Source organism: Novosphingobium sp. FW305-C-111 (assembly GCF_058783565.1).
Genome location: NZ_JBYSYP010000014.1, coordinates 20143 through 41610, shown reverse-complemented (window position 1 = coordinate 41610; position 21468 = coordinate 20143). Strand labels below are relative to the sequence as shown.

Here is a 21468-nt window from a genome sequence, read left to right as displayed (position 1 = left end):
CTACGCCACCACGCACGCATCGCTAGGGTAGCGATGCGGTAAGCGCTCCAATTGCATGAAGTGCCATCATCCCTATTAACGGTCGCAAAGGGTGTTCGATGATCCAGGACGTACCATTGCCGTCACGACAGGTCGTCTATGTGCTGGACGACGACAGTGGCGTGCGTGTTTCCCTCGTCGAACTGCTCCGTTCGCGCGGGGTCGAGGCTCGCCCGTTCGCCGAGGCAGAGGACCTGCTGGCGGAACTCGATCACCTCGATCCCGGCGTACTCCTGATCGATGTCCGGCTCGGCTCCATCAACGGTCTCGATCTGTTGCCGGAGCTGGCAAAGCGTGACTGCCTGTGGCCGGTGGCGATCATCACCGCGCATGGCGACGTGCCCCTCGCGGTCCAGGCGGTGCGTGCCGGGGCCTTCGAATTTCTCGAGAAGCCGTTCACCGGGACCACCTTGAAGGCAGTGGTCGAGCGCGGCCTGGCGCTCCTCCCTGACGCTGCGGACCGTTCGCGGCGGCGGCGACGCGGGCGCCGGCTGATCCTGTCGCTGAGCAAGCGACAGCGCGAAGTGTTCGAAGGCGTGGTCGAAGGGCTGACCAGCAAGGAGATCGCGATCCGCCTCGGCCTCAGCCACCGCACGGTCGAGGCCTATCGCCAGGACATGACCGCCAAGCTCGGCAGCCAGAGCGTCGCCGACCTGTTCGAGCTCAAGTCCGTCCTGGCCCAGACCGCGCTCGAAGAGACCTGATTCCTACCAGGTCCCGGTGTTGGGCATCGACGCCCACGGCTCCTGCGGCGGGAGATGGCCGTCCTGGAGCAGCTCGACAGAGATCCCGTCGGGCGAGCGGACGAACGCCATGTGCCCGTCGCGCGGCGGACGGTTGATCGTCACGCCGGCGTCCATCAGGCGCTGGCAGGTCTCGTAGATATTGTCGACGCGGTAGGCGAGGTGGCCGAAGTTGCGCCCGCCGTCATAGGCTTCCGGCTCGCCGTTCTCGGGCGGCCAGTTATAGGTCAGCTCGACCTCGGCGATGCCTTCCTGACCGGGGGCGGCGAGAAAGATCAGGGTGAAGCGGCCCTGCTCGCTGTCGAACCGGCGGACCTCGTACACCCCGAACATCTGGAAGAAGCGCAGCGTCGCATCGGGATCGGTGACGCGGATCATGGTGTGCAGGTACTTCGTCACAGGCGCGCTCCTTGTTGCAGGATCCCAATCTAGGCGACCTGGAGCGGTCTGCAAGACGACGAAGGCCCGCACCGGTTTCCCGGCGCGGGCCCCGCGTCATCCGGCCGAAACCGGAAAAGCCGTGATTACATCGCGAACTTGATCGTCGCGACGACCGCGTCGTTCGAGAAGCTGTCGAACGAGGCACCGTCGACACCGACGTAGCTGACGCCAAGCGACAGGTTCTTGTTGATCGCGTAAGTCGCGCCGACCGAGTAATCGAAGCCGGTCTCGTCGCCGGTCAGGGTCAGGTTGCCCGGCGAGAGGATGCCGTCGGTGTAGCCGAGGTGCGCCGACAGCGAAATCGGGGTGTTGGGGATCGCGGCGCCAAAGTCGGTGTAGACGTAGAGGTTGTCTTCACCGGCGAGCGAGTCCTGCTCCCACGCATAGGCCACGCCGAGCTTGGCGCTGACCGGACCCATCGTGGTCGAGATCGACGCATAGGGTTCGAACACGTTGGCATCGCCCACGTCGCCGTTCGGGTAGACATAGTAGAGGAGGCCGACATCGGCGGTGACGCCCGAAGCGATTTCACCGGTCCAGCCGCCGTAGAGGTCGAGCTCGGTGCTGCCGTACACTGCCGTGTCCTCGAGGCTCGACGCCCACGCGCCGACGTAGAAGCCGCTCGAGTGGTTGACGTTGATCGAGCCCTGGATGGCCGGATCGCCCGCCGAGAGCGAGATGCCGCGGAAACGGTAATCGCTGACGCCCTGGACATACCCGGAGACGGTAAATTCGCTGGGGGCATCGGTTTCGTCGGCGAAGGCCGGAGCCGAAACGAGCGCCGAGCCGGCGAGAACGGACGAGGCCAGAATGGCCTTGATGGACGTACGCATGGTGCAAATTCCCTTGCTAGTTGACGCGTTCGTCCCACCTGCGCTTGCCCTGGCAGCCTCGTATCGTCGGGCAGCCTTCGGGCGTTGCGACCCCTGCCTGCACACGAATGTTGCGCCGCACAAGAGAAAATTTGCAGCAAAGTGCGCCGAGGCACAGCGCTGTTGCATTCCTGCATCATAGGGATCGGACATGGCTCGGAAAACGTCGGGAACCGACGCATCCCGTAACCGTATCGTCGTGCGCTCGCTTGTGGAGAAACCCGCCCCGGCCTATATGCCGCACTGCACCAAAGTTCGCCGCCCGCCACGCTGCACCCTATGATCAAGAGCATCAGAACCCTCTTCGCGCCCAAGGCCGCCCCCGCCCTTCCGGCGATGATTCCGGCGGGCCAGCGGGTCTATGCGGTCGGCGACATCCACGGGCGCATTGACCTGTTCGACGACCTGATCCTCCAGATCGAACAAGATGACGCGCGCCGGGGACCGGCGGACACCACGGTCGTCCTGCTGGGTGACCTGGTCGATCGCGGGCCCGACAGCGCGCTGGTGCTCAAGACCGCGCGCCAGTGGGGCCGGCGCCGCCGGGTACGCTGCCTCGCGGGCAATCACGAACAGATGTTCCTCGACAGTTTCGAGCGCAAGGAAGCCTTGCGCAACTTCATCCGCCACGGCGGCCGGGAGACGCTGCTGTCCTATCCGATCGATCCCGAGGTCTACAATTCGGCCACGCTCGACGAACTGAAGGCGATGCTGCCGCACATCGTCCCGGCAGAGGACATCGCCTACATGGAGGCGATGGAGGACCGGATCGTGATCGGGGACTACCTGTTCGTCCACGCCGGCATCCGTCCCGGCGTCCCGCTCGAGGAGCAGCAGCGCAGCGACCTGCGCTGGATTCGCGGGGAATTCCTCGAAGACCGCCGCGATCACGGTCATGTCGTGATCCACGGACACACCATCGGCGACGACGTCGTCGAACGGGGCAACCGCATCGGGATCGACACCGGGGCCTACATGTCGGGCGTGCTCACCGCGATCGGGCTGGAAGGGGCCGAGCGGTGGTACTTGACGGCAGAGACCGCGCCGGACGAAAACAGCGCATCCCAGGGGGGCTGATACACATGAAGATTGCGATGGTGGGCGCGGGCTATGTTGGCCTCGTCTCTGGCGCCTGCTTTGCCGATTTCGGGCATGACGTGGTCTGCATCGACAGCGACCAGAGCAAGATCGACCGGCTTCACGCCGGGGTCATGCCGATCTACGAACCGGGACTGGCCGAACTCGTCGCCTCCAACGTCAAGGCCGGGCGGCTGACCTTCTCGACCGATCTCGCCGCTTCGATCGCCGGGGCCGCTGCGATCTTCATCGCGGTCGGCACGCCCAGCCGCCGCGGCGACGGCCATGCCGACCTGTCGTTCGTCCACGCCGTCGCGGCCCAGATCGCCGCCAACCTCACCACCCCTGCGGTGATCGTCACCAAGTCGACCGTGCCCGTCGGCACCGGCGATGAGGTCGAGCGGATCCTGCGCGATTCGGGCACGAGCGTGCAGTTCGCAGTCGCATCGAACCCTGAATTCCTCCGTGAAGGCGCCGCCATCGGCGACTTCAAGCGCCCCGACCGCATCGTCATCGGCACCGAGGACGAATGGGCCAAGGGCGTGATGAACGAGGTCTATCGTCCGCTGTTCCTCAACAAGGCGCCGATCCTGTTCACCAGCCGCCGCTCGGCCGAGCTGATCAAATACGCCGCCAACGCCTTCCTTGCGGTGAAGATCACCTTCATCAACGAGATGGCGGACCTTTGCGAAAAGGTCGGCGCGAACGTCCAGGACGTCAGCCGCGGGATCGGCATGGACAACCGCATCGGCTCCAAGTTCCTCCATGCCGGGCCGGGCTATGGCGGATCGTGCTTCCCCAAGGACACGCTTGCGCTGCTCAAGACCGCCGAGGACTATGACGCGCCGACCCGGATCGTCGAGGCGGTGGTCAAGGTCAACGACACGCGCAAGCGCGCGATGGGCCGCAAGGTGATCGAAGCGCTGGGCGGGATGGACGAGGCCCGCGGCAAGAAGGTCGCGCTGCTCGGCCTGACCTTCAAGCCCAACACCGACGACATGCGCGATGCGCCGTCGCTGGCCATCGCGCTTGCCCTGGCCGATGCCGGGGTAGAGGTCGTCGCCTACGATCCCGAAGGCATGGAACTCGCTGCGCCGATGATGCCCGAAGTGACGATGGCCCGGAGCGCGTTCGAAGCGGTCGAGGGCGCCGACGCGCTGGCGCTGGTCACCGAATGGGACGCCTTCCGTGCGCTCGACCTCAGGAAGGTGAAGAGCCTGATGAAGTCGCCCGTGATCGTCGACCTGCGCAACGTCTACGATCCGGCGGAGGTGCGCGAGGCCGGGTTCACGTATTCGAGCGTCGGTCGGCCCTGATTTAATCCATCATCGCGCCTCGAGGACCATGTTGAATGGGCCCTCGGTAGCGCGGCGGACCGTCTCGAACCCGCCGCCTCGGACCACGTCGGCCAGCCGCGCCTCTCCGGCCTGTGCGCCCAGCCCCTCGCCGATCTCCTGGTCGAGCGAAGTCGGCACGCAGATCATCGTCGATGCGTTGTAGAACAGCCGGCCGACCGGGTTGAAATTGTCCTGGGGGGAATCGCCGGCGACTGGTTCGACGATCATCCAGGTTCCGCCCGGCGAGACGATCCGGCGCATGTGTTCGGCGCAACCGCGCGGGTCGCCCATGTCGTGCAGGCAATCGTACATCGTGACGAGGTCGAATCCGTCGTCGTCGATGTCCTTGGCGCTCGCCACCTCGAACCGCACCCGGTCGTCCAGTCCATGCGCGGCGGCATGGCGGCGGGCTTCGTCGATGGATGGCTCGTGGAAGTCGTATCCCACGAACCGGCTCTCGGGCCAGGCCTGCGCCATCAGCAGGGTCGAGAAGCCCAACCCGCAGCCAACGTCCGCGACCTTGGCCCCCGCCACCAGTCGCGCCTCGACCCCGTCCAGCGCGGGGATCCACGACTGGACGATGTTGTTGACATAGCCAGGGCGGAAGAACGCACCAGTGGCGCAGAACAGGCAGCCGGCATGATCGCCCCAGCGCACGCCCCGGCCGTTGCGGAAACATTCCTCGACTTTCGCCTCGGCCTCGATCATCGCCGCGACCAGCTCGAACGCCCCGGCAAGATAGACGGGGCTGTCACGCTTGACGAAAACCATCTCAGCCTCTGGCGAAAGCGTGAAGGTGCTGTCTGCCGGATCGTAGGTGAGATAGCCGTTGGCACACTGTGCCAGCGCCCATTCGCGGACATAGCGTTCGTGAAGGCCGCCTGCGCGGGCGGCCAGTTCGCCAGCACCAGCCGGGCCCTTGGCCAGCGCGTCGAACAGGCCCAGGCGCAGACCGATCCGAACGGTCGGCACGCTCATCGCGCCGCCCAGATCGCCCAGCATCTTGCCTACGAAAGCATGGAACTTCGCTTCATCGATTGGCTGCGACATTGCCGTCTCCCTTCGGGTGATCCCGGCCACGAGTCCTCTGCCGATGAAGCGGCACATACCACGTCCCGGTGGGGCAACCTAAGGCCGCGTGTGCGGCGGCGACCCGGGATGCTGAACGCCTCCCGCCTGACGCAGCGCCGCACTGTCACAAAACTGTCAGAAACTCGGGGCCGCGCATTGCCAGCGTGCGCCCGATTGCATAGCGCCCTGCCCACGCGCAGGCGGGGGCTTGGAGGCGAATCGAAGCAATGCAGCAGATCGCCGTCCTGCCCTGGCGCACCGATACGCCCGCGGTCGATTCGCCGATCCGCATCCTGCTCGTGACCTCGCGCGGGACCGGTCGCTGGGTGATTCCCAAGGGCAACCAGGGCAAGGACCTCACCCCCCACGCCGCCGCCGCGCGCGAGGCGCTGGAAGAGGCAGGCGTGGTCGGCGCGGTGTGCCCCACCCCGCTCGGCTCCTACCGCTACCGCAAGCAACGCTCCTCGGGCGCGTCGGTCTGGGCCGACGTCGAGGTGTTCCCGTTCGCGGTCACCGACGAGCTCGACAGCTGGGACGAGCAGCACCAGCGCGAACGCCGCTGGTTCAGCCTTGCCGGCGCGGCCGCCGCAGTCGACGAGGAAGACCTCTCCGCTCTCATCCGCAGCTTTGGCGCGCGCGAGTTTCGCGCCCAGGTCCAGATTCCCGCCATCATCGACACTGTCGTCAAGAAGTCAGGGGTACCCACGATGTTTGCCTGGTTCCAGCGGCTCATGCCGCAGCAGGGTAACTTCTTCGAACTGTTCGAGCGGCAGGCCGCCTGCCTCGTCGCCGGAGCCGACGCGCTGGCCCGGCTTACCCAGGGCGGCGGCAACGCGGCCGAGCACATTCGCGAGATCGAGGAGCGCGAGCACGACGCCGACAATGTCACCCGCGAAGTGCTCCAGTCGGTCCGCCGCACGTTCCTTACCCCCTTCGACCGCGGCGCGATTACCAGCCTGATCGCCACCATGGACGACGCTATCGACGAAATGCAGAAGACCGCCGGCGCTGTCTCGCTTTACGACGTCACCGAGTTCGAGCCGGAAATGAAGGACATGGCCGCGATCATCGTCGACGCCGCGCGCCTGACCGCAGAGGCGATGCCGCTGCTCCGCAAGATTTCCGGCAACGGCCAGCGCCTCCACGAGCTGACCGAGCGCCTCGTCCGCATGGAAGGCCATGCCGACGAGATCCACGCCGCGGGCCTCAAGCGCCTGTTCCGCGATTCGGCCAAGAAGGACCCGCTGCAGTTCATCATCCGCCAGGAGATGTTCAAGCACCTCGAGCGCGTGGTCGACCGCTTCGAGGACGTCGCCAACGAGATCGACGGCCTGGTCGTCGACCACGCCTGAGGCCGGGCCCTTTCATGGACCATACCCTCGCCTTCCCGCTGCTCGTCGCGCTGATCGCGCTGGCATTGGCGTTCGACTTCCTCAACGGCCTGCACGATGCCGCCAACGCCATTGCCACGGTGGTCGCGACGCGGCTGCTGTCACCGATGGCGGCAGTGCTGTTTGCGGCGTTCGGCAATTTCGCCGCCTACTGGATCGTCGGGCTCCACGTGGCGGAGACGGTCGGCAAGGGGATCATCGACAAGGACGCAGTGACCCCGGCGGTGGTGTTCGGCGCCTTGATCGGGGCGATGTTCTGGAACGTGCTCACGTGGATCAAGGGTATCCCTTCGTCCTCGAGCCATGCCCTCATCGGCGGGCTGCTCGGCGCCGGGATCGCGCACCAGGGGTTCGCGGTCGTCCAGTCGGAAGGCACGCTCAAGACGGTGATCGCGATCTTCGCCTCACCGGTGATCGGCTTTGCGCTCGCCATGGCGATGATGCTGCTGACCAGCTGGGGTTTCAACCGAGTTTCGCCGCGCAAGGCCAACTCGACCTTCAAGGGCCTGCACCTGATCAGCTCGGCAGCCTACTCGATCAGCCACGGCGGCAACGACGCGCAGAAGACGATGGGCGTGATCACCGTGCTGCTTTACTCGACCGGGCACATGACCGGCGAGTTCCACGTGCCGGAGTGGGTGGTGATCTCGTGCTACCTGGCCATTGCCGCCGGCACGATGTCGGGCGGGTGGAAGATTATCAAGACGATGGGTGACAAGCTGACCAAGCTCAATCACCACTCCGGCTTCTGCGCCTCGACCGCAGGGTCGATCGTGGTGTTCGGGGCGAGCGCGATGGGCATCCCGATCTCGACCACTCACGCCATCACCGGCTCGGTCGTCGGCACCGGCGCGGCCCGCCGGGCGAGCGCGGTGCGCTGGTCGGTGGCGAGCCGGGTGATCGTCGCATGGTTCATCACCATCCCGGCGAGCGCAGCGGTGGGCGCGCTGTTCTACCTGATCACGCGGGCTTTCTGATCAAGCAATGGCGCGTCCCCGCGCAGGCGGGGACCTCGTGCCGCAAACGGTCCGCCTCGTCGAGGGAGGTCCCCGCCTTCGCGGGGACGCGGGACGATGCTTAACCCGCCGGCCGCTCCAGCGGCATCACGTTGTACTTCCGCACCTCGTCCTGGCTCAGGCAATAGCGGGTCGACTTGTTGTCGGCGCTGGCCACGGCCTGCTGCTGGTACATGATGTCGGTCAGCAGCTTGCGGCTGATCCCCATGCGGATCAGGAAATCGTTGTCCTCGCTGGCGAGCAGCGCGCTCGACTGTTCGATCGAGCCGATCAGCTGGACGGTCTGGTCGCTGCCCTCCTCCACCGAAAGGTCGATCGTGTCGCGGTCGCCGGTGTGGGTGAACATGTGGACCATGAAGATTCCGCCCGGATCGACGAAGCGGCGGTCGCCGCCCATGAACACGAAGTTGCAGCTCGAAAAGCAGGTCCAGCCCGCCGGGATGCGGGTCGCCATGCCGGGGTAGGAGCGGATCACGCGGCCCGCCCTGTTTCCGGCGCGGGCATCGCCGCCGCGCGACTTGAGCCAGATCTCCTCGATCCGCTCGTCCCCGTCGATTGCCGCCTTCAGCCGTTCGGGCAGGCCGGCGTCGATCAGCCCGTCGCCGATCAGGACGTGCTTGCCGCCTTTGTCCGCGACGGTCAGGGTCATCGCCGCGCCCGCGCCCCAGTCGGGCGCCGCGGGGCACGAGGGGTTGTCCTTGTCCATCGCCGGGCCCTTGGCCCCGGTCAGCAGGGCCAGCGCGGCGAGGCCGGCGGCAAGACGCTTCGCCCGCATCGGTTCAGGCCATCAGCGAATAGCGCGCGGAGCCGGGCGGCTTGCACATGCGCTTGTTGGCGGTGGTCTCCTCGCCATTGACGATGATCACGTCGGTGACGGTGATGCACTGCATCCCGGCCTTGTCATCGTCGTTGCGCGCCGTGACGGTGCTGGTGCCCGATACGCCCTCGCGGGTCTGCGAGGTCCATGACGAGGACGAACCGACTTCGGGTGCGGAGCTTTCGTCCGCGCCGCGGGTCGCTTCCAGCGTGGCGGCTGCAGCCTGCTTCTGCTCCTCGGGGTCGAGCTTGCAGGCGATGGCGTTGGTCAGGGTGTCGGCGACCTCGGCGCTGGGAAAGAAGCTCGATACGCCGGCCGAACTCGCCGCGCGGCCGATCCCCTGGTTGAGGAACCCGCCGAACACCGAGGCGCCTTCGCTCTTCTTCTTGCCCTTGGGGCAGCCGTCGGAGCTCTTGGTCTCCGACGAGGACGAGCGCGGGATCGAGGGGATCGAGAACCCTCCGAACTGGGCCAGCGCGCTGTTCGACACCAGCGTCGCAAGCGCGAGGGCGGCCGCGGTTGTGCCCAGCCGGAGCGAACGGGCGCGAGGGTCGAAGGTCATTGCGAGATATCCACCATGGGCCGGCGAGATGCCGACCGCGCCGCTGATCTACCGCCCAAGACTATGGCGCGGTGTGATTTTCGTCAATCGAGCGGGCGACCAACACAGGTTGGGCTTCGACGGGGGGCGGTGGATGCGTTTCGCAATTCATTGCCTCGTCTCATACTCCGTCATGCTGAACTCGTTTCAGCATCCCGGTGCCACCTCTTCCGGAGCGCGCTTGAAGAGCAGCCCAACCATTTGCGCTCGCCTGCATTCGCTGGATCCAGGACGAGAGTAGACCCTGAAACAAGTTCAGGGTGACGAAGACTGTTCGAACTTTGAAGAGAAGCGATGGTGGAGCCTAGCGGGATCGAACCGCTGACCTCCTGCATGCCATGCAGGCGCTCTCCCAGCTGAGCTAAGGCCCCTTGAACCATCTGCGCGAGAGCCCTGGGAGGCCCTGCCGGCCGGCGGTCTCCCGCCGGGGAAGCGGCCCTTTAGTCCAAGGGCCGGATGGCGGCAAGCGGGAAAATCAGCCTGCCGCCGGAACCGCAAAAACCTTAGTTTTCGTCGGCGTCGTCGTCGACGCCGGCCACGCCGAGGTCGTCGTCACCGCCGAGGTCGACGTCGTTGTCGGGCGAATCGCCGTCCTCGTCGATGTCGAGATCCTCTTCGGCCAGATCGGTATCGGCCTCCGGCTTCTCCTTCTGGATCTCTTCATAGGGAATCGGCTGCTTCGACTTGAGCACCGGCTCAGGATGCCAGGCGTGACCGCATTCGACGCAGGTGACCGGATCGTCCTTGCCCAGGTCGTAGAACCGGGTGCCGCATTTCGGGCAGCCATGCTTGGCGCCCCACTCTGGCTTGACCATGTTATTCCTCATGTGTGCCCGCATCGCGAGCGGGCTGAAAACCGTGAAGGCCGTGAGGGCGCGAGATAGGCCGGATCGGCCCGGAATCAAGCGCCCGCAGGCAATAAGGCGCGCGCCTTGCCATAGCGGGCGCGCGCTGTCAAAAGCCGCCGCGCCCGCCTGCCTCTGCCCAAGGAAAGCCGCCGCCCGTGACTGCCCATGATCCTGCCGCCATGCGCCCCCGCCGGTTTGCGCCGATGGGAGCGCTCAAGGGCCGCATCCGCGTGCCCGGCGACAAGTCGATCAGCCACCGCTCGATCATGCTCGGCGCGCTCGCGGTGGGCGAAACGCGTGTGACCGGGCTGCTCGAGGGCGAGGATGTGCTCGCCACCGCCGCCGCCATGCGCAGCATGGGCGCGCAGATCGAGCGGGACGCGGACGGCACCTGGCGGGTCCACGGTGTCGGCGTCGGCGGGCTGATGCAGCCGCAAGGCGCGCTCGACATGGGCAATTCCGGGACCTCCACCCGGCTGCTGATGGGCCTGGTCGCCAGCCATCCGGTGACCGCGACCTTCATCGGCGATGCCAGCCTGTCAAAGCGTCCGATGAGCCGCGTGATCGAGCCGCTGAGCCGGATGGGCGCGGACTTCACCGCCGCACCGGGGGGGCGCCTCCCACTGACCCTGCGCGGGATCGCGCCATCCGTGCCGATCGAATACCGCCTCCCCGTTGCCAGCGCGCAGGTCAAGAGCGCGGTGCTGCTCGCCGGGCTCAACACCCCCGGCATTACCACGGTGATCGAGCCGGTGCCGACGCGGGACCATTCGGAGCGAATGCTGCGCGGTTTCGGCGCGGACCTTTCGGTCGAGATCGCCAGCGACGGCGCGCGGGTGATCCGCCTGGTCGGCGAGGCCGAGCTGAAGCCGCAAGTGATCGAGGTTCCGGGCGACCCCTCGAGCGCCGCATTCTTCGCGGTGGCCGCGCTGGTCGTGCCGGGATCGGACCTCGTGATCGAGAACGTCGGCCTCAATCCCACCCGCGCCGCTCTGTTCGACATGCTGCGGGAGATGGGCGGGAGCATCGAGGAGCTGGACCGCCGCGACGTCGGAGGTGAACCGGTTGCGGACCTGCGCGTGCGGGCCTCCACGCTCACCGGCATTGCGGTGGACCCGGCCGTGGTGCCCAGCATGGTCGACGAATTCCCCGTCCTGTTCGTCGCCGCCGCGCTGGCGCAAGGCCGGACGGTGACCACCGGCCTCGAGGAACTGCGCGTCAAGGAAAGCGATCGCATCGCGGTGATGCGCGCCGCGCTCGAACGCGCCGGGGCGCGGGTGACCGAAACCGAGGACGGCCTGATCATCGACGGCACCGGCGGCGAACCGCTGCCGGGCACCAGCGAAGCCGCGGTCGCCACCCACCTCGACCACCGCATCGCCATGAGCATGGCGGTGGCGGGCCTCGCCAGCCGGGCCGGCGTCGAAGTGGACGACGTCCGCCCCATCGCCACCAGCTTCCCGGTGTTCGAGGCGCTGCTCGAAGCGGCCACCTCGTGATCGAACTTGCCGCCAACGTCGCCGGCTTCCTCGGCATGGGCTGCATCGTCTTTGCCTATTGGTACCAGACGACGCACGGGCAGGACGCCAACCCGTTCGTCCAGCACGGCGTCAACCTCGCCGGAGCGGTGCTGCTGACATGCTCGCTGCTGGTCTTCATGAACCCGGCGAGCTTCGTGCTCGAATTCTTCTGGGCGGCGATCGCGGTATGGGGGCTGTGGAAGGCGGTGAAGTCCCCCTCCCGCAAGCGGGAGGGGATAGGGGTGGGCCGGGAGCCACTGCCTTCTGAATCACAGGCCCACCCCCGCCCCCTCCCGCAAGCGGGAGGGGAGAAGTGATCATCGCTGTCGACGGGCCGACCGCTTCGGGCAAGGGCACCATCGCCAAGGCGCTGGCCGCGCATTACGGGTTGCCGCATCTCGACACCGGGCTGCTCTATCGCGCCGTCGGGCGGCAGGTGTTCCTCGACGGCGGCGATCCTGACGATGGCGGCGACGCGCTGGCGGCGACCGCTTTCCCGGAAAGCCTGCTCGGCGATCCGCACTTGCGCAGCGAGGAAACCGGCGGGCTCGCCAGCCGGGTTTCGGTCCATCCCTCGGTGCGGGCAGCGCTGCTTGAGCGGCAGCAGGCGTTCGCGAACCAGCCGGGCGGCGCGGTGCTCGACGGGCGCGATATCGCCACGGTCATCGCCCCTCACGCCGAGGCCAAGCTGTTCGTCACCGCCAGCGTCCCGGCGCGCGCGCTACGGCGGTGGAAGGAGATGCAAGCGCGCGGCGAAGCGGTGACGCTCGCCGAAATCGAAGCCGATCTCGCAAGTCGCGACGAACGCGACCGCAACCGCAAGGAAGCCCCGCTACGGCAGGCGGAGGGTGCAGCACTGCTCGATACGTCGGAGCTGGGACCGCAGGAGGCGATCGCCGCGGCGATTGCGCTGGTGGAGCGGGTGGTGCGCTGATCCTCCCTTTGGGGGAGTCTAAGCCGCCTTCACCTCACCCGCCGCAGGCTCTGGCGCAGGCCCGGCGTGGTACACGCAGGTCTCGCCCACGCCCTTGAGCGTCATCAGCTTGGGCGGACCGAACGCCCCGCGTTCGCGCGCGCGCAGCCAGGTGCTCTCCGAAATCGCGATCCCGCCCGGGGGCGCCGTGCCTTCGAGCCGCGCGGCAATGTTCACCGTGTCGCCCCAATAGTCATAAGCCATGCGCGTCGCACCGATGACCCCGCCCACGACCGGACCGGAATGGATCCCGCAGCGCAGGCCGACTTCGTCGACCCCGGCGACACGGCGCAGTTCGTCGACGCCCTCCAGCACCGCGCGCGAGAAGGCGATCGCCGCATCCGCGCTGTTGCCGCACGGCGTCGAGCCGCCCGCGATCGCGAGATAGGCGTCGCCCACGGTCTTGACCTTCTCCACCCCGTGCTCGGCCGCGCAGCGGTCGGCGTGGTTGAAGAAGGCATTGAGCAGTTCGACGAGGTGCCCCGGCGAAACGCGCTTCGCGAGGCTGGAGAAGCCCACCATGTCGATGAACACCACGCTGGCGTCGGCATAGGCGTCGGCCACCAGCCGGCCCTCGCGGATCTTCTCGGCGGCGACCGGGGGGAGCATGTTGTGGACCAGCGCTTCGTTGCGGGCGCGCTCGGTTTCCAGGGCCTCGGCCAGCGCGAAGGCGCCGCGGCTGGAACGGTCGATGGCCATATTGATCGCGGCCATGATCGTCGCTCCGCTGACATAGCTGAGCAGGGCAAAGGCCAGCGCCGCATCGTGCGCCTGTGCCGGAATCACGGTCGCCAGCCACCCGGCGAAATCGAGCCCCAGCCACAGCGCGAACAGCCGTGGCCGCCCGGCCAGCGTCACCGCGGCGAAGGCGGTGACCGCGAGGCGATTGATCACGCCTACCGCGTGCATCGCGGCGTGAAGGTGGATCAGGTGATCGAACAGGATGAAGTTGATCTTGCCGACCAGCAGCGACAGCGCCAGCAGCGCGAGGCAGTCGACCAGCGGCTGCTCGACATAGCGCTCCCAGAAGGTAACCGCGACATAGGCCCCAGCGACCAGCAGCGCGACGCCGAGGTACACCGCCAGCCGCGCATTCTCGGCGGGATCGAGAAACAGCGGATCAACAATCGAGTAGGCGAGCGCCACCGCCATGAACAGTACGCCATAGACCCGCACGAACGGCAGCCGCAACGTGCGTGCGGTCGTCTGGAAGCGGCTCTCGGTGTCCGGGTCGGCAAACCGCCCGCGGTGTGTCGGCGTCATGGGCAGGTCCCCCGGTCTGGCACGCCGGCAGGGCGCACCCCGAAACCCGGGCCCGTCATTGCGAGGAGCAAAGCGACGAAGCAATCCAGAGCCCCGAGATCCAACGCTCTGGATTGCCACTGCCTGCGGCCTCGCAATGACGATCCGGATTTTCGTGACATCGCCATAGCGCCAAGACCTTGCGATCAGGTTGACGCGCCTGCCCCGGCATTCCCGGCATTTCCCTTGCTTTTCGAAGGATTCGCGCTAAGGGCCGGCGGTCCGGCGGGCCCCGTGCCTGCAGGATACCCGCCCCGGCATGCGGCCCGGCGGGTGGTTCGGCCCTTTTGGCCCGCGTGTCCGCATGGTGCGGCACCGGAGGAAAGACCGGCGGAAACAACCGCCTGGCCGGTAACAGCGATACGAGGAAACTCAAACCTATGGCATCTGCCAACCCCACGCGCGACGATTTCGCCGCGCTGCTTGACGAAACGCTCGGCTCGGCCGCCAACGGTGGCTTCGAAGGCCGCGTCGTCAAGGGAACCGTCACCGCGATCGAAAACGACAAGGCCGTCATCGACGTCGGTCTCAAGAGCGAAGGCCGCGTGCCGCTGCGCGAGTTCGCGATGGCCGGCCAGCCGCACGGCCTGTCGGTCGGTGACGAAGTCGAAGTCTATGTCGACCGCGTCGAGAATGCCGACGGCGAAGCGATGCTGTCGCGCGACCGCGCCCGCCGCGAAGCCGCGTGGGACAAGCTTGAAAACGAATTCGGCGAAGGCAAGCGCGTAGAGGGCGTGATCTTTGGCCGCGTCAAGGGCGGCTTCACCGTCGACCTCGACGGCGCCGTGGCGTTCCTCCCCGGCTCGCAGGTGGACATCCGCCCGGTCCGCGACGTGACCCCGCTGATGGACATGCCGCAGCCGTTCCAGATCCTCAAGATGGACCGCCGCCGCGGCAACATCGTCGTCTCGCGCCGCGCGGTGCTGGAAGAGACCCGCGCCGAGCAGCGCTCGGGCCTGATCCAGAACCTCAAGGAAGGCCAGATCATCGACGGCGTCGTCAAGAACATCACCGACTACGGTGCGTTCGTCGACCTCGGCGGCATCGACGGCCTGCTCCATGTCACCGACATGAGCTACAAGCGCGTCAACCACCCGAGCGAGGTCATCAACATCGGTGACACCGTCAAGGTCCAGATCGTCCGCATCAACCAGGACACCCAGCGCATCAGCCTCGGCATGAAGCAGCTGGAGAGCGATCCGTGGGACGGCGTCGCCGCCAAGTACCCGGTCGGCGCGAAGCTGCGCGGCGTGGTCACCAACATCACCGAATACGGCGCCTTCGTGGAGCTGGAAGCCGGGATCGAGGGCCTCGTCCACGTTTCGGAAATGTCCTGGACCAAGAAGAACGTCCACCCCGGCAAGATCGTCTCGACCAGCCAGGAAGTCGACGTCATGGTGCTGGAAGTCGACAGCGACAAGCGCCGCATCAGCCTCGGCCTCAAGCAGGCCCAGCAGAACCCGTGGGAAGCTTTCGCCGACAAGCACCCGGTCGGTTCGACCGTGGAAGGCGAAGTCAAGAACGCGACCGAGTTCGGCCTGTTCATCGGCCTCGACGGCGACGTCGACGGCATGGTCCACATGTCGGACATCGCCTGGGGCATCTCGGGCGAGGACGCGCTGGCGCTGCACCGCAAGGGCGAGCAGGTCTCGGCCGTGGTTCTCGACGTCGACGTCGAGAAGGAGCGCATCAGCCTCGGCATGAAGCAGCTCGAGAAGGGCGCCCCGGCGGCCGGCGGCACCGCTTCGAGCGGTTCGCTCCGCCGCGGTGAAGTCGTCACCGTCACTGTCCTCGAAGTCCGCGACGGCGGTCTGGAAGTCCAGGCCGGCGAAGACGGCGCGACCGGCTTCATCAAGCGCAGCGACCTCGGCCGCGACCGCGACGAACAGCGTCCCGATCGCTTCCAGGTCGGCCAGAAGTTCGACGCGATGGTCACCGGGTTCGACCGTTCCAAGAAGCCGAACTTCTCGGTCAAGGCGCGCCAGCTCGCCGAAGAGAAGGAAGCCGTGGAACAGTACGGCTCGTCGGATGCCGGCGCGTCGCTGGGCGACATCCTCGGCGCGGCGCTCAAGGCGAAGAAGGACTGAGCCTTCGGACGCGCCCCCGCGTAGGCGGGGGCCTCAGGCGGCTCACGGACCGCCTGACTGCACGAGGTCCCCGCCTTCGCGGGGACGCAATGCCAAAGGCCCGTCCGGAGCGATCCGGGCGGGCTTTTGCTTTGGGGCCAATCTGTTCTACCCTCCCGAGCATTGGGAGAAGACCATGCCGCTCGAAGTCCACCAGTTCCCCTGCCTGTCCGACAATTACGGCTTCCTCCTCCACGACCCGGAGACGTGCGAGACGGCCTGCATCGATACGCCCGATGCCGACGCCTATTTGCGTCACGCGGCGGAGCGGGGGTGGCAGATCACGCAGATCTGGAACACCCACTGGCACCCCGACCATGCCGGCGGGAACGAGGCGATCAAGGCCGCGACCGGGTGCACGGTGATCGCACCTGAGGTGGACGCGGGGCGGATCTCCGGGGTGGACCGGGCGGTGAAGCACGGCGACGTGGTCTGCCTGGGCGCGCACGAGGCCTGCGTGCTCGACGTTTCGGGCCACACCATGGGGCACATCGCCTATTACCTGCCGGACGACCGCATCGGCTTCGTCGGCGACGCGCTGTTTCCGCTCGGCTGCGGGCGGATGTTCGAAGGCACCCCCCCGCAGTTCTGGGCCTCGCTGTCGCGGCTCAAGGCGCTGCCGCGCGAGACGGTGCTCTATTCCGCGCACGAATATACCGAGAGCAACGCCCGCTTCGCGCTGCACGCCGATCCCGACAACGCTGCGCTGGCGGATTACGTCGCCGAAGTCCGCCGCCGCCGCGAGGCGGGGCAGCCGACTGTTCCGACCCGGCTCGACAAGGAGCTCGCCGCCAATCCGTTCCTGCGGGCCGACGAGGCCGACATGCAGTCGCGCTGGGGCGGCAGCGATGCGGTCGCGACCTTTGCCGCGCTGCGGAGCGCCAAGGACACGTTCAAGGAATGAAGGCGCTTGTCGTCGAACACCTGTCGGACGACCTCTCCGGCGTCCGTCTGACGGACCTGCCCATGCCGCAGCGGCAGGCGGGCGAGGTGCTGGTGCGGGTTCGCGGCGCGGCGCTGAACTTTCCCGACCTGCTGATGACCAAAGGCGAGTACCAGCTGAAGCCGCCGCTGCCGTTCGTTCCGGGGCTGGAACTGGCCGGCGAGGTCGTCGAAGCCGATGCGGACAGCGGGTTTGCGCGCGGCGACATCGTGGTTGGCGGAGGCAAGACCGGGATGATGGCGCAGTACGCCGCACTTCCCGCCAGCGCGTTGCGAAAGGTCGCGCCCCATGTCGACGTGCTCCACGCCGCGGCGTTCGGGGCGGCCTACCAGACGGCCTATGTCGCTCTGGTCGAATTGGGGCAGATCCAGCCGGGACAGACCGTGCTCGTCCATGGCGCCACCGGCGGCGTGGGGCTTGCGGCGGTCGATCTCGCACAGGCCCTGGGCGCGAAGGTGATCGCGACCTCGGGCACACCCGCCAAGCTGGCGAAGGTCGTGGCTGAGTACGCGCCGATGGCGGCGATCCCTGTCGAGGGACGCTTCCGCGAGCCGGTGGCGGAACTCACCGGGGGCATGCTCTGCGACCTCGTCTACGACCCCGTGGGCGGCGACGTTTTCGACGAGAGCACCCGCTGCGTTGCCTTTGGCGGCAAGCTGCTGGTGGTGGGTTTTGCGGGTGGGCGGATTCCCGAAATCTCGGTCAACATTCCGCTGATCAAGGGGTTCTCGGTCGTCGGCGTGCGCGCGGGGGAATACGGGCGGCAATTCCCGGACCGGCACACGCGGATCCGCGATGCGATTTTCGGGCTGCTCGAGGCGGGGAAGCTCACGCCGCGGATCGACCGGGTCCTGCCGCTTGAGCAATGGCGCGAGGGATACGAGACGCTGGCGCGGCGCGAGGTCGTGGGGAAGGTGGTGTTCGCGCCGTGAGTGCACGCTGGACACAGGCCCACCCCTGACCCCTCCCGCTTGCGGGAGGGGAACCAGTCGCGCGGATCCGCTAGTCGGCCTTCAATCTCCCCCTCCCGCCTTCGGGAGGGGGTCGGGGGGTGGGCACACGCCTAGGTTCCAGAAACGAAAAAGGCCGCCCCAACCGGAGCGGCCTCTTCGTTCGTGCCCGAAGGGCGAAAACCTTAGTGCTTGATCCCGGCGATCGCCGCGTCGACCAGCGGCTTGTCCGCGCCGGCCCCGTGGTTCTGCGCGATCAGCGCACCGGCGGCCCTAGTGGCGGCGTCGGCGGCCTTGGCGCGGAGGTCGTCGACCGCGGCGCGTTCTGCAGCGGCGATCTTGTCCTGCGCCATCTTCTCGCGGCGGGCGATCATCTGGGCGGTGTCGGCCTCGGCCTTGGCGACGATGGCTTCCGCCTCGTGGCGGGCGTGGTCGAGCATCGCGGCAGCGTCCTTTTCGGCGCCGGCGATCTTCGCCGCGTATTCACCGCGCAGCGCCTCGGCCTCGGCGCGCAGGGCCTTGGCTTCGTCGAGCTGCTTGCGGATCGAGGCGATCTGGCTGTCGAGCCCGCCCGCGATGACGCCGGGGACCTTCTTCCACAGCAGGATGGCGATGAACACCGCCATCGAGAGGGCGACCCACGCGCCCGGCCCGATGAACCCGAAGGCGACGGGCTCGGCGTGTTCGGCGCCGTGGTTTTCCGCGACCTCAGTGGTAGCGTGCAGTTCAGCCTGCTCAGCCATTGGCCAAGGCTCCCTTCACCGCGCCGAGCGCCTGGTCGGGCGAGACCGACAGGCCGGCGAGGCGGTTGACGATGTCCTGGGCGGCGTCGGCGGCAACACCCTCGATCTCGCCCAGCGCCGCGTTGCGGGCGGCAGCGATACGGGCCTCGGCCTCGCCGACGGTCGCGTCGATGCGGCCGGCGGCCTCGCCGAGCTTGCCTTCGGCGGCCTTGGCCGCCTGGGCCTTGGCCGCGGCGATCAGGGCCTGGGCCTCGGCCCGCTGGGCGTTGGCCTTGGCGCGCCACGCCTCTTCCTGCGCGTCGGCCTGCGCACGCGCGGCTTCGGCGGCGGCGAGGTCGGCGGCAATCCGCGCGTCGCGGTCCTCGACCGTGGCAAGGACCTTGGGCGCCATGCCCCGTCCGACCACGAAGAAGACGAAACCGAACACCAGCAGCATCCAGAAGATCTGGCTGGAATAGGTCGTCGCTAGCTGCGCTATCTGAGGCATGGCAGGTCCCGCTTGGTCAGCAATGGACGGCCCTGCCGCCGCCGGACCCCGTGGCCCGGCGCACGATCAGGACCGACAGGTTCGTGTCAGGCGACGAAGATCAGGATCATCGCGACGACGAACGAGAGCAGGCCGAGAAGTTCCGCGGCGGCGAAGCCGATGAACAGGCGGCCCTGCTGGCCGTCGGCGGCACCCGGGTTGCGCAGCGCGCTCTCGAGGAACGAACCGAAGACGTTGCCGACGCCGATGGCGGCCATGCCGGCGCCGATGGCAGCGAGACCCGCACCGATGAGCTTGGCGGCAGTTGCGTCCATGAGAAAACTCCTTTTCCTTGAATCTGTGTTGTGACTGTAAGGTATTCTAACTCAGTGCAGGTGCTCGGCGTCGTTGATGTAGAGCGACGTGAGCAGCGCAAAGACGTAGGCCTGGATGCCGGCGACGAGGATCTCGAGCGCGCAGATCGCAACCATCAGGATGAAGCTGGGGATCGAGACCAGCCCGATGAACGGCAGGCCGGCGTTGGCCCCGCCGATCACGAAGCTCGACAGCACTTCCAGCAGGACGTGGCCGGCCATCATCGCAACGAACAGTCGCAGGCCGAGGCTGAACGGGCGCACCAGGAACGAGATCAGCTCGATCGGGAAGATGATCGGGATCATCGGCAGCGGCGTGCCGTGAGGCACGAACAGCGAGAAGAAGTGGAAGCCGTGCTTCCAGAAGCCGACGACCAGCACGATCGAAAACGACAGGATGGCAAGCACGCCGGTCGCGGTGAAGTGGCTGGTGAAGGTGAACGGGTGGAGGCCGACCAGGCCCAGCGGCAGCAGGCCGAGCAGGTTCGCGAAGAGGATGAACATGAACAGCGAGAACACGTAGGGCAGGTACTTGCGGCCCGCCTTGCCGATGTTCGCTTCGAGCAGGTTGTCGATGAAGCCGGTCATGCTCTCGACCGCCATCTGCCAGCGGCCGGGGACGAGCTCGCGCTTCATCCCGCCCAGCATGAACACCCACAGCGCCACCGCCGCGATGATCATCCACAGCGACGAGTTCGTGAACATCACGTTGTAGCCGGCGATGGACCAGTGATCGGTGCCGAACATCGGCTCGATCTGGAACTGGTGCATCGGGTTGACTTTGCCTTCGGCCGCCACGTTCGAACCCCATTCAGCTGCTATACGAAAACAGCGCCCCCCAAGTCCCCGTCGGGGATCAATCGGGACGCCGGCTCGAAATCCGGATTATGTTCCTGAAGGCGACGATGATTCCGAGGAACAGCATCACCAACAGACCCCAGGGCCTGGTTCCGGCAAACAGGTCGATGACCCAGCCGATCGCCAGTCCGCCGATGATCCCGCCAAGCAGTTCGGCGAGCACCCGGTTGCCAAGGCGATAGTTCGCATCGGCACCCTGCTGGCTCGACCCGGTCCGCTCCGCCTCGCGCTCTTTCGCCGCCTGGAGGCGCCGTTCGAGCGATTCGATGCGGGCGTCCTCGCCCACGGGATCCCGTTCGGTCGGTTCGCTTTCCATGCCTGATTCCCTTGCGTTAATGGCAGAGGAATGACCCGGCATGGGCCGCGTTCCTGCCCGTCCGGGGCGCGGTCCCTTTAGGAAGGGCTTACCCCCAAGTCAACCGGGCGTGCTGCGGTGCGGAAATGCCGGGGGAATGGGGATGGAAACGAGCGTCGTCCCGGACTTGATCCGGGACCGGAGGCGGCGGTGCGCCTGGTTGGCAGCGGTCCCGGGTCAAGCCCGGGACGACGAGCGTATCACCGCGCCGGGCAGCGCGAATCGCGCACCGGCGGCTCGCTGGTGCGGGTCTGCCAAGACCCATCGGGCGCTTCGTACTTCTCGCCCGGCACGGTCTTGGCGATCTGGGCGCAGCCGGTGGTGAACGCGAACTCCTCGACCGTCGACTTGTTGGCCTGGGCGCGCGCGGCGTATTCGGCGCGGCGCTTGATGTTGATATCCTCGATCACGGCGCGCAGCGACGGGCTCGGCGGCGTGACATAGCCGAGGTAGCCGTCGCGCTTCTCGCCGACCTGGCCGGAGGCGCGCGCCGCGGCATAGGCGGGATCCCGCCCGGCCTGGGCCAGCGCGGGCACGGCAAGCGCAAGCACGGCCCCGCCGCCAATGGCGAGGAGGGCGGTGCGGAAGGCGGTTGTGGCGGTCAT

General features: G+C 67.3%; 24 protein-coding genes and 1 tRNA gene. 11 read left to right on the top strand and 14 right to left on the bottom strand.

Features of this window, described 5'->3' with window-relative positions:
* The first annotated feature begins 98 nt into the window (after positions 1–98).
* Entirely contained in the window at positions 99–743 is a 645-nt protein-coding gene (locus tag AC3WLD_RS15310; RefSeq protein ID WP_492557839.1) for a response regulator transcription factor, read from the top strand.
* Positions 744–746: 3 nt separating this feature from the next.
* On the opposite strand, the gene AC3WLD_RS15305 is transcribed toward AC3WLD_RS15310, so the two are convergent.
* Both AC3WLD_RS15305 and AC3WLD_RS15300 read right to left on the bottom strand, forming a co-directional pair.
* Entirely contained in the window at positions 747–1181 is a 435-nt protein-coding gene (locus AC3WLD_RS15305) for a VOC family protein (RefSeq protein WP_492557838.1), read from the bottom strand.
* Positions 1182–1306: 125 nt separating this feature from the next.
* Positions 1307–2056 (bottom strand): TorF family putative porin, encoded by a 750-nt coding sequence (locus AC3WLD_RS15300; protein ID WP_492557837.1) that lies wholly within the window; start codon positions 2054–2056, stop codon positions 1307–1309.
* A gap of 318 nt (positions 2057–2374) precedes the next feature.
* Between AC3WLD_RS15300 and AC3WLD_RS15295 the strand changes: the two genes are divergently transcribed.
* The gene (locus AC3WLD_RS15295; protein ID WP_492557836.1) at positions 2375–3172 is read left to right on the top strand and encodes a metallophosphoesterase family protein; all 798 of its coding nucleotides are present in this window, start codon (positions 2375–2377) and stop codon (positions 3170–3172) included.
* A 5-nt stretch (positions 3173–3177) separates the two neighbouring features.
* On the top strand, positions 3178–4488 hold the full coding sequence (locus tag AC3WLD_RS15290) for a UDP-glucose dehydrogenase family protein (protein WP_492557835.1): 1311 nt from the start codon (positions 3178–3180) through the stop codon (positions 4486–4488).
* Between the two features lie 9 nt (positions 4489–4497).
* Here AC3WLD_RS15290 and AC3WLD_RS15285 read toward each other — a convergent pair whose 3' ends face one another.
* The gene (locus tag AC3WLD_RS15285; RefSeq protein ID WP_492557834.1) at positions 4498–5559 is read right to left on the bottom strand and encodes a class I SAM-dependent methyltransferase; all 1062 of its coding nucleotides are present in this window, start codon (positions 5557–5559) and stop codon (positions 4498–4500) included.
* 248 nt (positions 5560–5807) lie between these two features.
* On the opposite strand from AC3WLD_RS15285, the gene AC3WLD_RS15280 reads away from it, so the two are divergent.
* Together AC3WLD_RS15280 and AC3WLD_RS15275 are read left to right on the top strand one after the other, a co-directional pair.
* Positions 5808–6932, top strand: coding sequence for a DUF47 family protein (locus AC3WLD_RS15280; protein ID WP_492557833.1), 1125 nt, complete (start codon positions 5808–5810; stop codon positions 6930–6932).
* A 14-nt stretch (positions 6933–6946) separates the two neighbouring features.
* Positions 6947–7948: an inorganic phosphate transporter gene (locus AC3WLD_RS15275; protein WP_492557832.1), complete on the top strand. Its 1002-nt coding sequence runs from the start codon at positions 6947–6949 to the stop codon at positions 7946–7948.
* Between the two features lie 100 nt (positions 7949–8048).
* On the opposite strand, the gene AC3WLD_RS15270 is transcribed toward AC3WLD_RS15275, so the two are convergent.
* The 4 genes from AC3WLD_RS15270 to AC3WLD_RS15255 all read right to left on the bottom strand — a co-directional run bounded on the left by AC3WLD_RS15270 (position 8049) and on the right by AC3WLD_RS15255 (position 10220).
* Positions 8049–8762 carry a COG3904 family protein gene (locus tag AC3WLD_RS15270; protein WP_492557831.1) on the bottom strand — a complete coding sequence of 238 codons (714 nt, stop codon included), beginning with the start codon at positions 8760–8762 and terminating at the stop codon, positions 8049–8051.
* A gap of 4 nt (positions 8763–8766) precedes the next feature.
* A complete protein-coding gene (locus AC3WLD_RS15265) occupies positions 8767–9366 on the bottom strand; it encodes a hypothetical protein (protein ID WP_492557830.1) in 600 nt (199 codons plus the stop codon).
* Between the two features lie 334 nt (positions 9367–9700).
* A tRNA-Ala gene (locus AC3WLD_RS15260) sits at positions 9701–9776 on the bottom strand.
* 132 nt (positions 9777–9908) lie between these two features.
* Positions 9909–10220 (bottom strand): TIGR02300 family protein, encoded by a 312-nt coding sequence (locus AC3WLD_RS15255; RefSeq protein ID WP_492557829.1) that lies wholly within the window; start codon positions 10218–10220, stop codon positions 9909–9911.
* 212 nt (positions 10221–10432) lie between these two features.
* Here AC3WLD_RS15255 and aroA point away from each other — a divergent pair, with 212 nt between their 5' ends.
* From aroA to AC3WLD_RS15240, 3 genes are read left to right on the top strand one after another with little or no spacing between them, the layout of a single operon-like run.
* On the top strand, positions 10433–11752 hold the full coding sequence (gene aroA, locus AC3WLD_RS15250) for a 3-phosphoshikimate 1-carboxyvinyltransferase (RefSeq protein ID WP_492557899.1): 1320 nt from the start codon (positions 10433–10435) through the stop codon (positions 11750–11752).
* Positions 11749–12090: a CBU_0592 family membrane protein gene (locus AC3WLD_RS15245; RefSeq protein WP_492557828.1), complete on the top strand. Its 342-nt coding sequence runs from the start codon at positions 11749–11751 to the stop codon at positions 12088–12090. The genes aroA and AC3WLD_RS15245 overlap by 4 nt, the downstream gene beginning before the upstream one ends.
* Entirely contained in the window at positions 12087–12707 is a 621-nt protein-coding gene (locus tag AC3WLD_RS15240) for a (d)CMP kinase (RefSeq protein WP_492557827.1), read from the top strand. Before AC3WLD_RS15245 ends, AC3WLD_RS15240 begins: the two co-directional genes overlap by 4 nt.
* Before the next feature lie 18 nt (positions 12708–12725).
* Here the strand turns inward: AC3WLD_RS15240 and AC3WLD_RS15235 are convergent, their stop codons facing one another.
* On the bottom strand, positions 12726–14009 hold the full coding sequence (locus tag AC3WLD_RS15235) for an adenylate/guanylate cyclase domain-containing protein (RefSeq protein ID WP_492557826.1): 1284 nt from the start codon (positions 14007–14009) through the stop codon (positions 12726–12728).
* Positions 14010–14428: 419 nt separating this feature from the next.
* Here AC3WLD_RS15235 and rpsA point away from each other — a divergent pair, with 419 nt between their 5' ends.
* The 3 genes from rpsA to AC3WLD_RS15220 all read left to right on the top strand — a co-directional run bounded on the left by rpsA (position 14429) and on the right by AC3WLD_RS15220 (position 18049).
* Positions 14429–16135, top strand: a complete 1707-nt coding sequence (gene rpsA, locus AC3WLD_RS15230; RefSeq protein ID WP_492557825.1) for a 30S ribosomal protein S1 — start codon at positions 14429–14431, stop codon at positions 16133–16135.
* Positions 16136–16310: 175 nt separating this feature from the next.
* The gene (gene gloB / locus AC3WLD_RS15225) at positions 16311–17078 is read left to right on the top strand and encodes a hydroxyacylglutathione hydrolase (protein WP_492557824.1); all 768 of its coding nucleotides are present in this window, start codon (positions 16311–16313) and stop codon (positions 17076–17078) included.
* Positions 17075–18049 (top strand): NADPH:quinone oxidoreductase family protein, encoded by a 975-nt coding sequence (locus tag AC3WLD_RS15220; RefSeq protein ID WP_492557823.1) that lies wholly within the window; start codon positions 17075–17077, stop codon positions 18047–18049. Before gloB ends, AC3WLD_RS15220 begins: the two co-directional genes overlap by 4 nt.
* Positions 18050–18252: 203 nt before the next feature.
* On the opposite strand, the gene AC3WLD_RS15215 is transcribed toward AC3WLD_RS15220, so the two are convergent.
* The 6 genes from AC3WLD_RS15215 to AC3WLD_RS15190 form a co-directional block, all read right to left on the bottom strand.
* Positions 18253–18810, bottom strand: coding sequence for a F0F1 ATP synthase subunit B family protein (locus AC3WLD_RS15215; protein ID WP_492557822.1), 558 nt, complete (start codon positions 18808–18810; stop codon positions 18253–18255).
* On the bottom strand, positions 18803–19297 hold the full coding sequence (locus AC3WLD_RS15210) for a F0F1 ATP synthase subunit B family protein (protein WP_492557821.1): 495 nt from the start codon (positions 19295–19297) through the stop codon (positions 18803–18805). Before AC3WLD_RS15210 ends, AC3WLD_RS15215 begins: the two co-directional genes overlap by 8 nt.
* A gap of 86 nt (positions 19298–19383) precedes the next feature.
* Entirely contained in the window at positions 19384–19611 is a 228-nt protein-coding gene (locus AC3WLD_RS15205) for a F0F1 ATP synthase subunit C (RefSeq protein ID WP_161717191.1), read from the bottom strand.
* 51 nt (positions 19612–19662) lie between these two features.
* The gene (locus AC3WLD_RS15200; RefSeq protein WP_492557820.1) at positions 19663–20448 is read right to left on the bottom strand and encodes a F0F1 ATP synthase subunit A; all 786 of its coding nucleotides are present in this window, start codon (positions 20446–20448) and stop codon (positions 19663–19665) included.
* Positions 20449–20506: 58 nt separating this feature from the next.
* On the bottom strand, positions 20507–20824 hold the full coding sequence (locus AC3WLD_RS15195) for an AtpZ/AtpI family protein (protein WP_492557819.1): 318 nt from the start codon (positions 20822–20824) through the stop codon (positions 20507–20509).
* Between the two features lie 239 nt (positions 20825–21063).
* On the bottom strand, positions 21064–21468 hold the full coding sequence (locus tag AC3WLD_RS15190) for a YdbL family probable chaperone protein (RefSeq protein ID WP_492557818.1): 405 nt from the start codon (positions 21466–21468) through the stop codon (positions 21064–21066).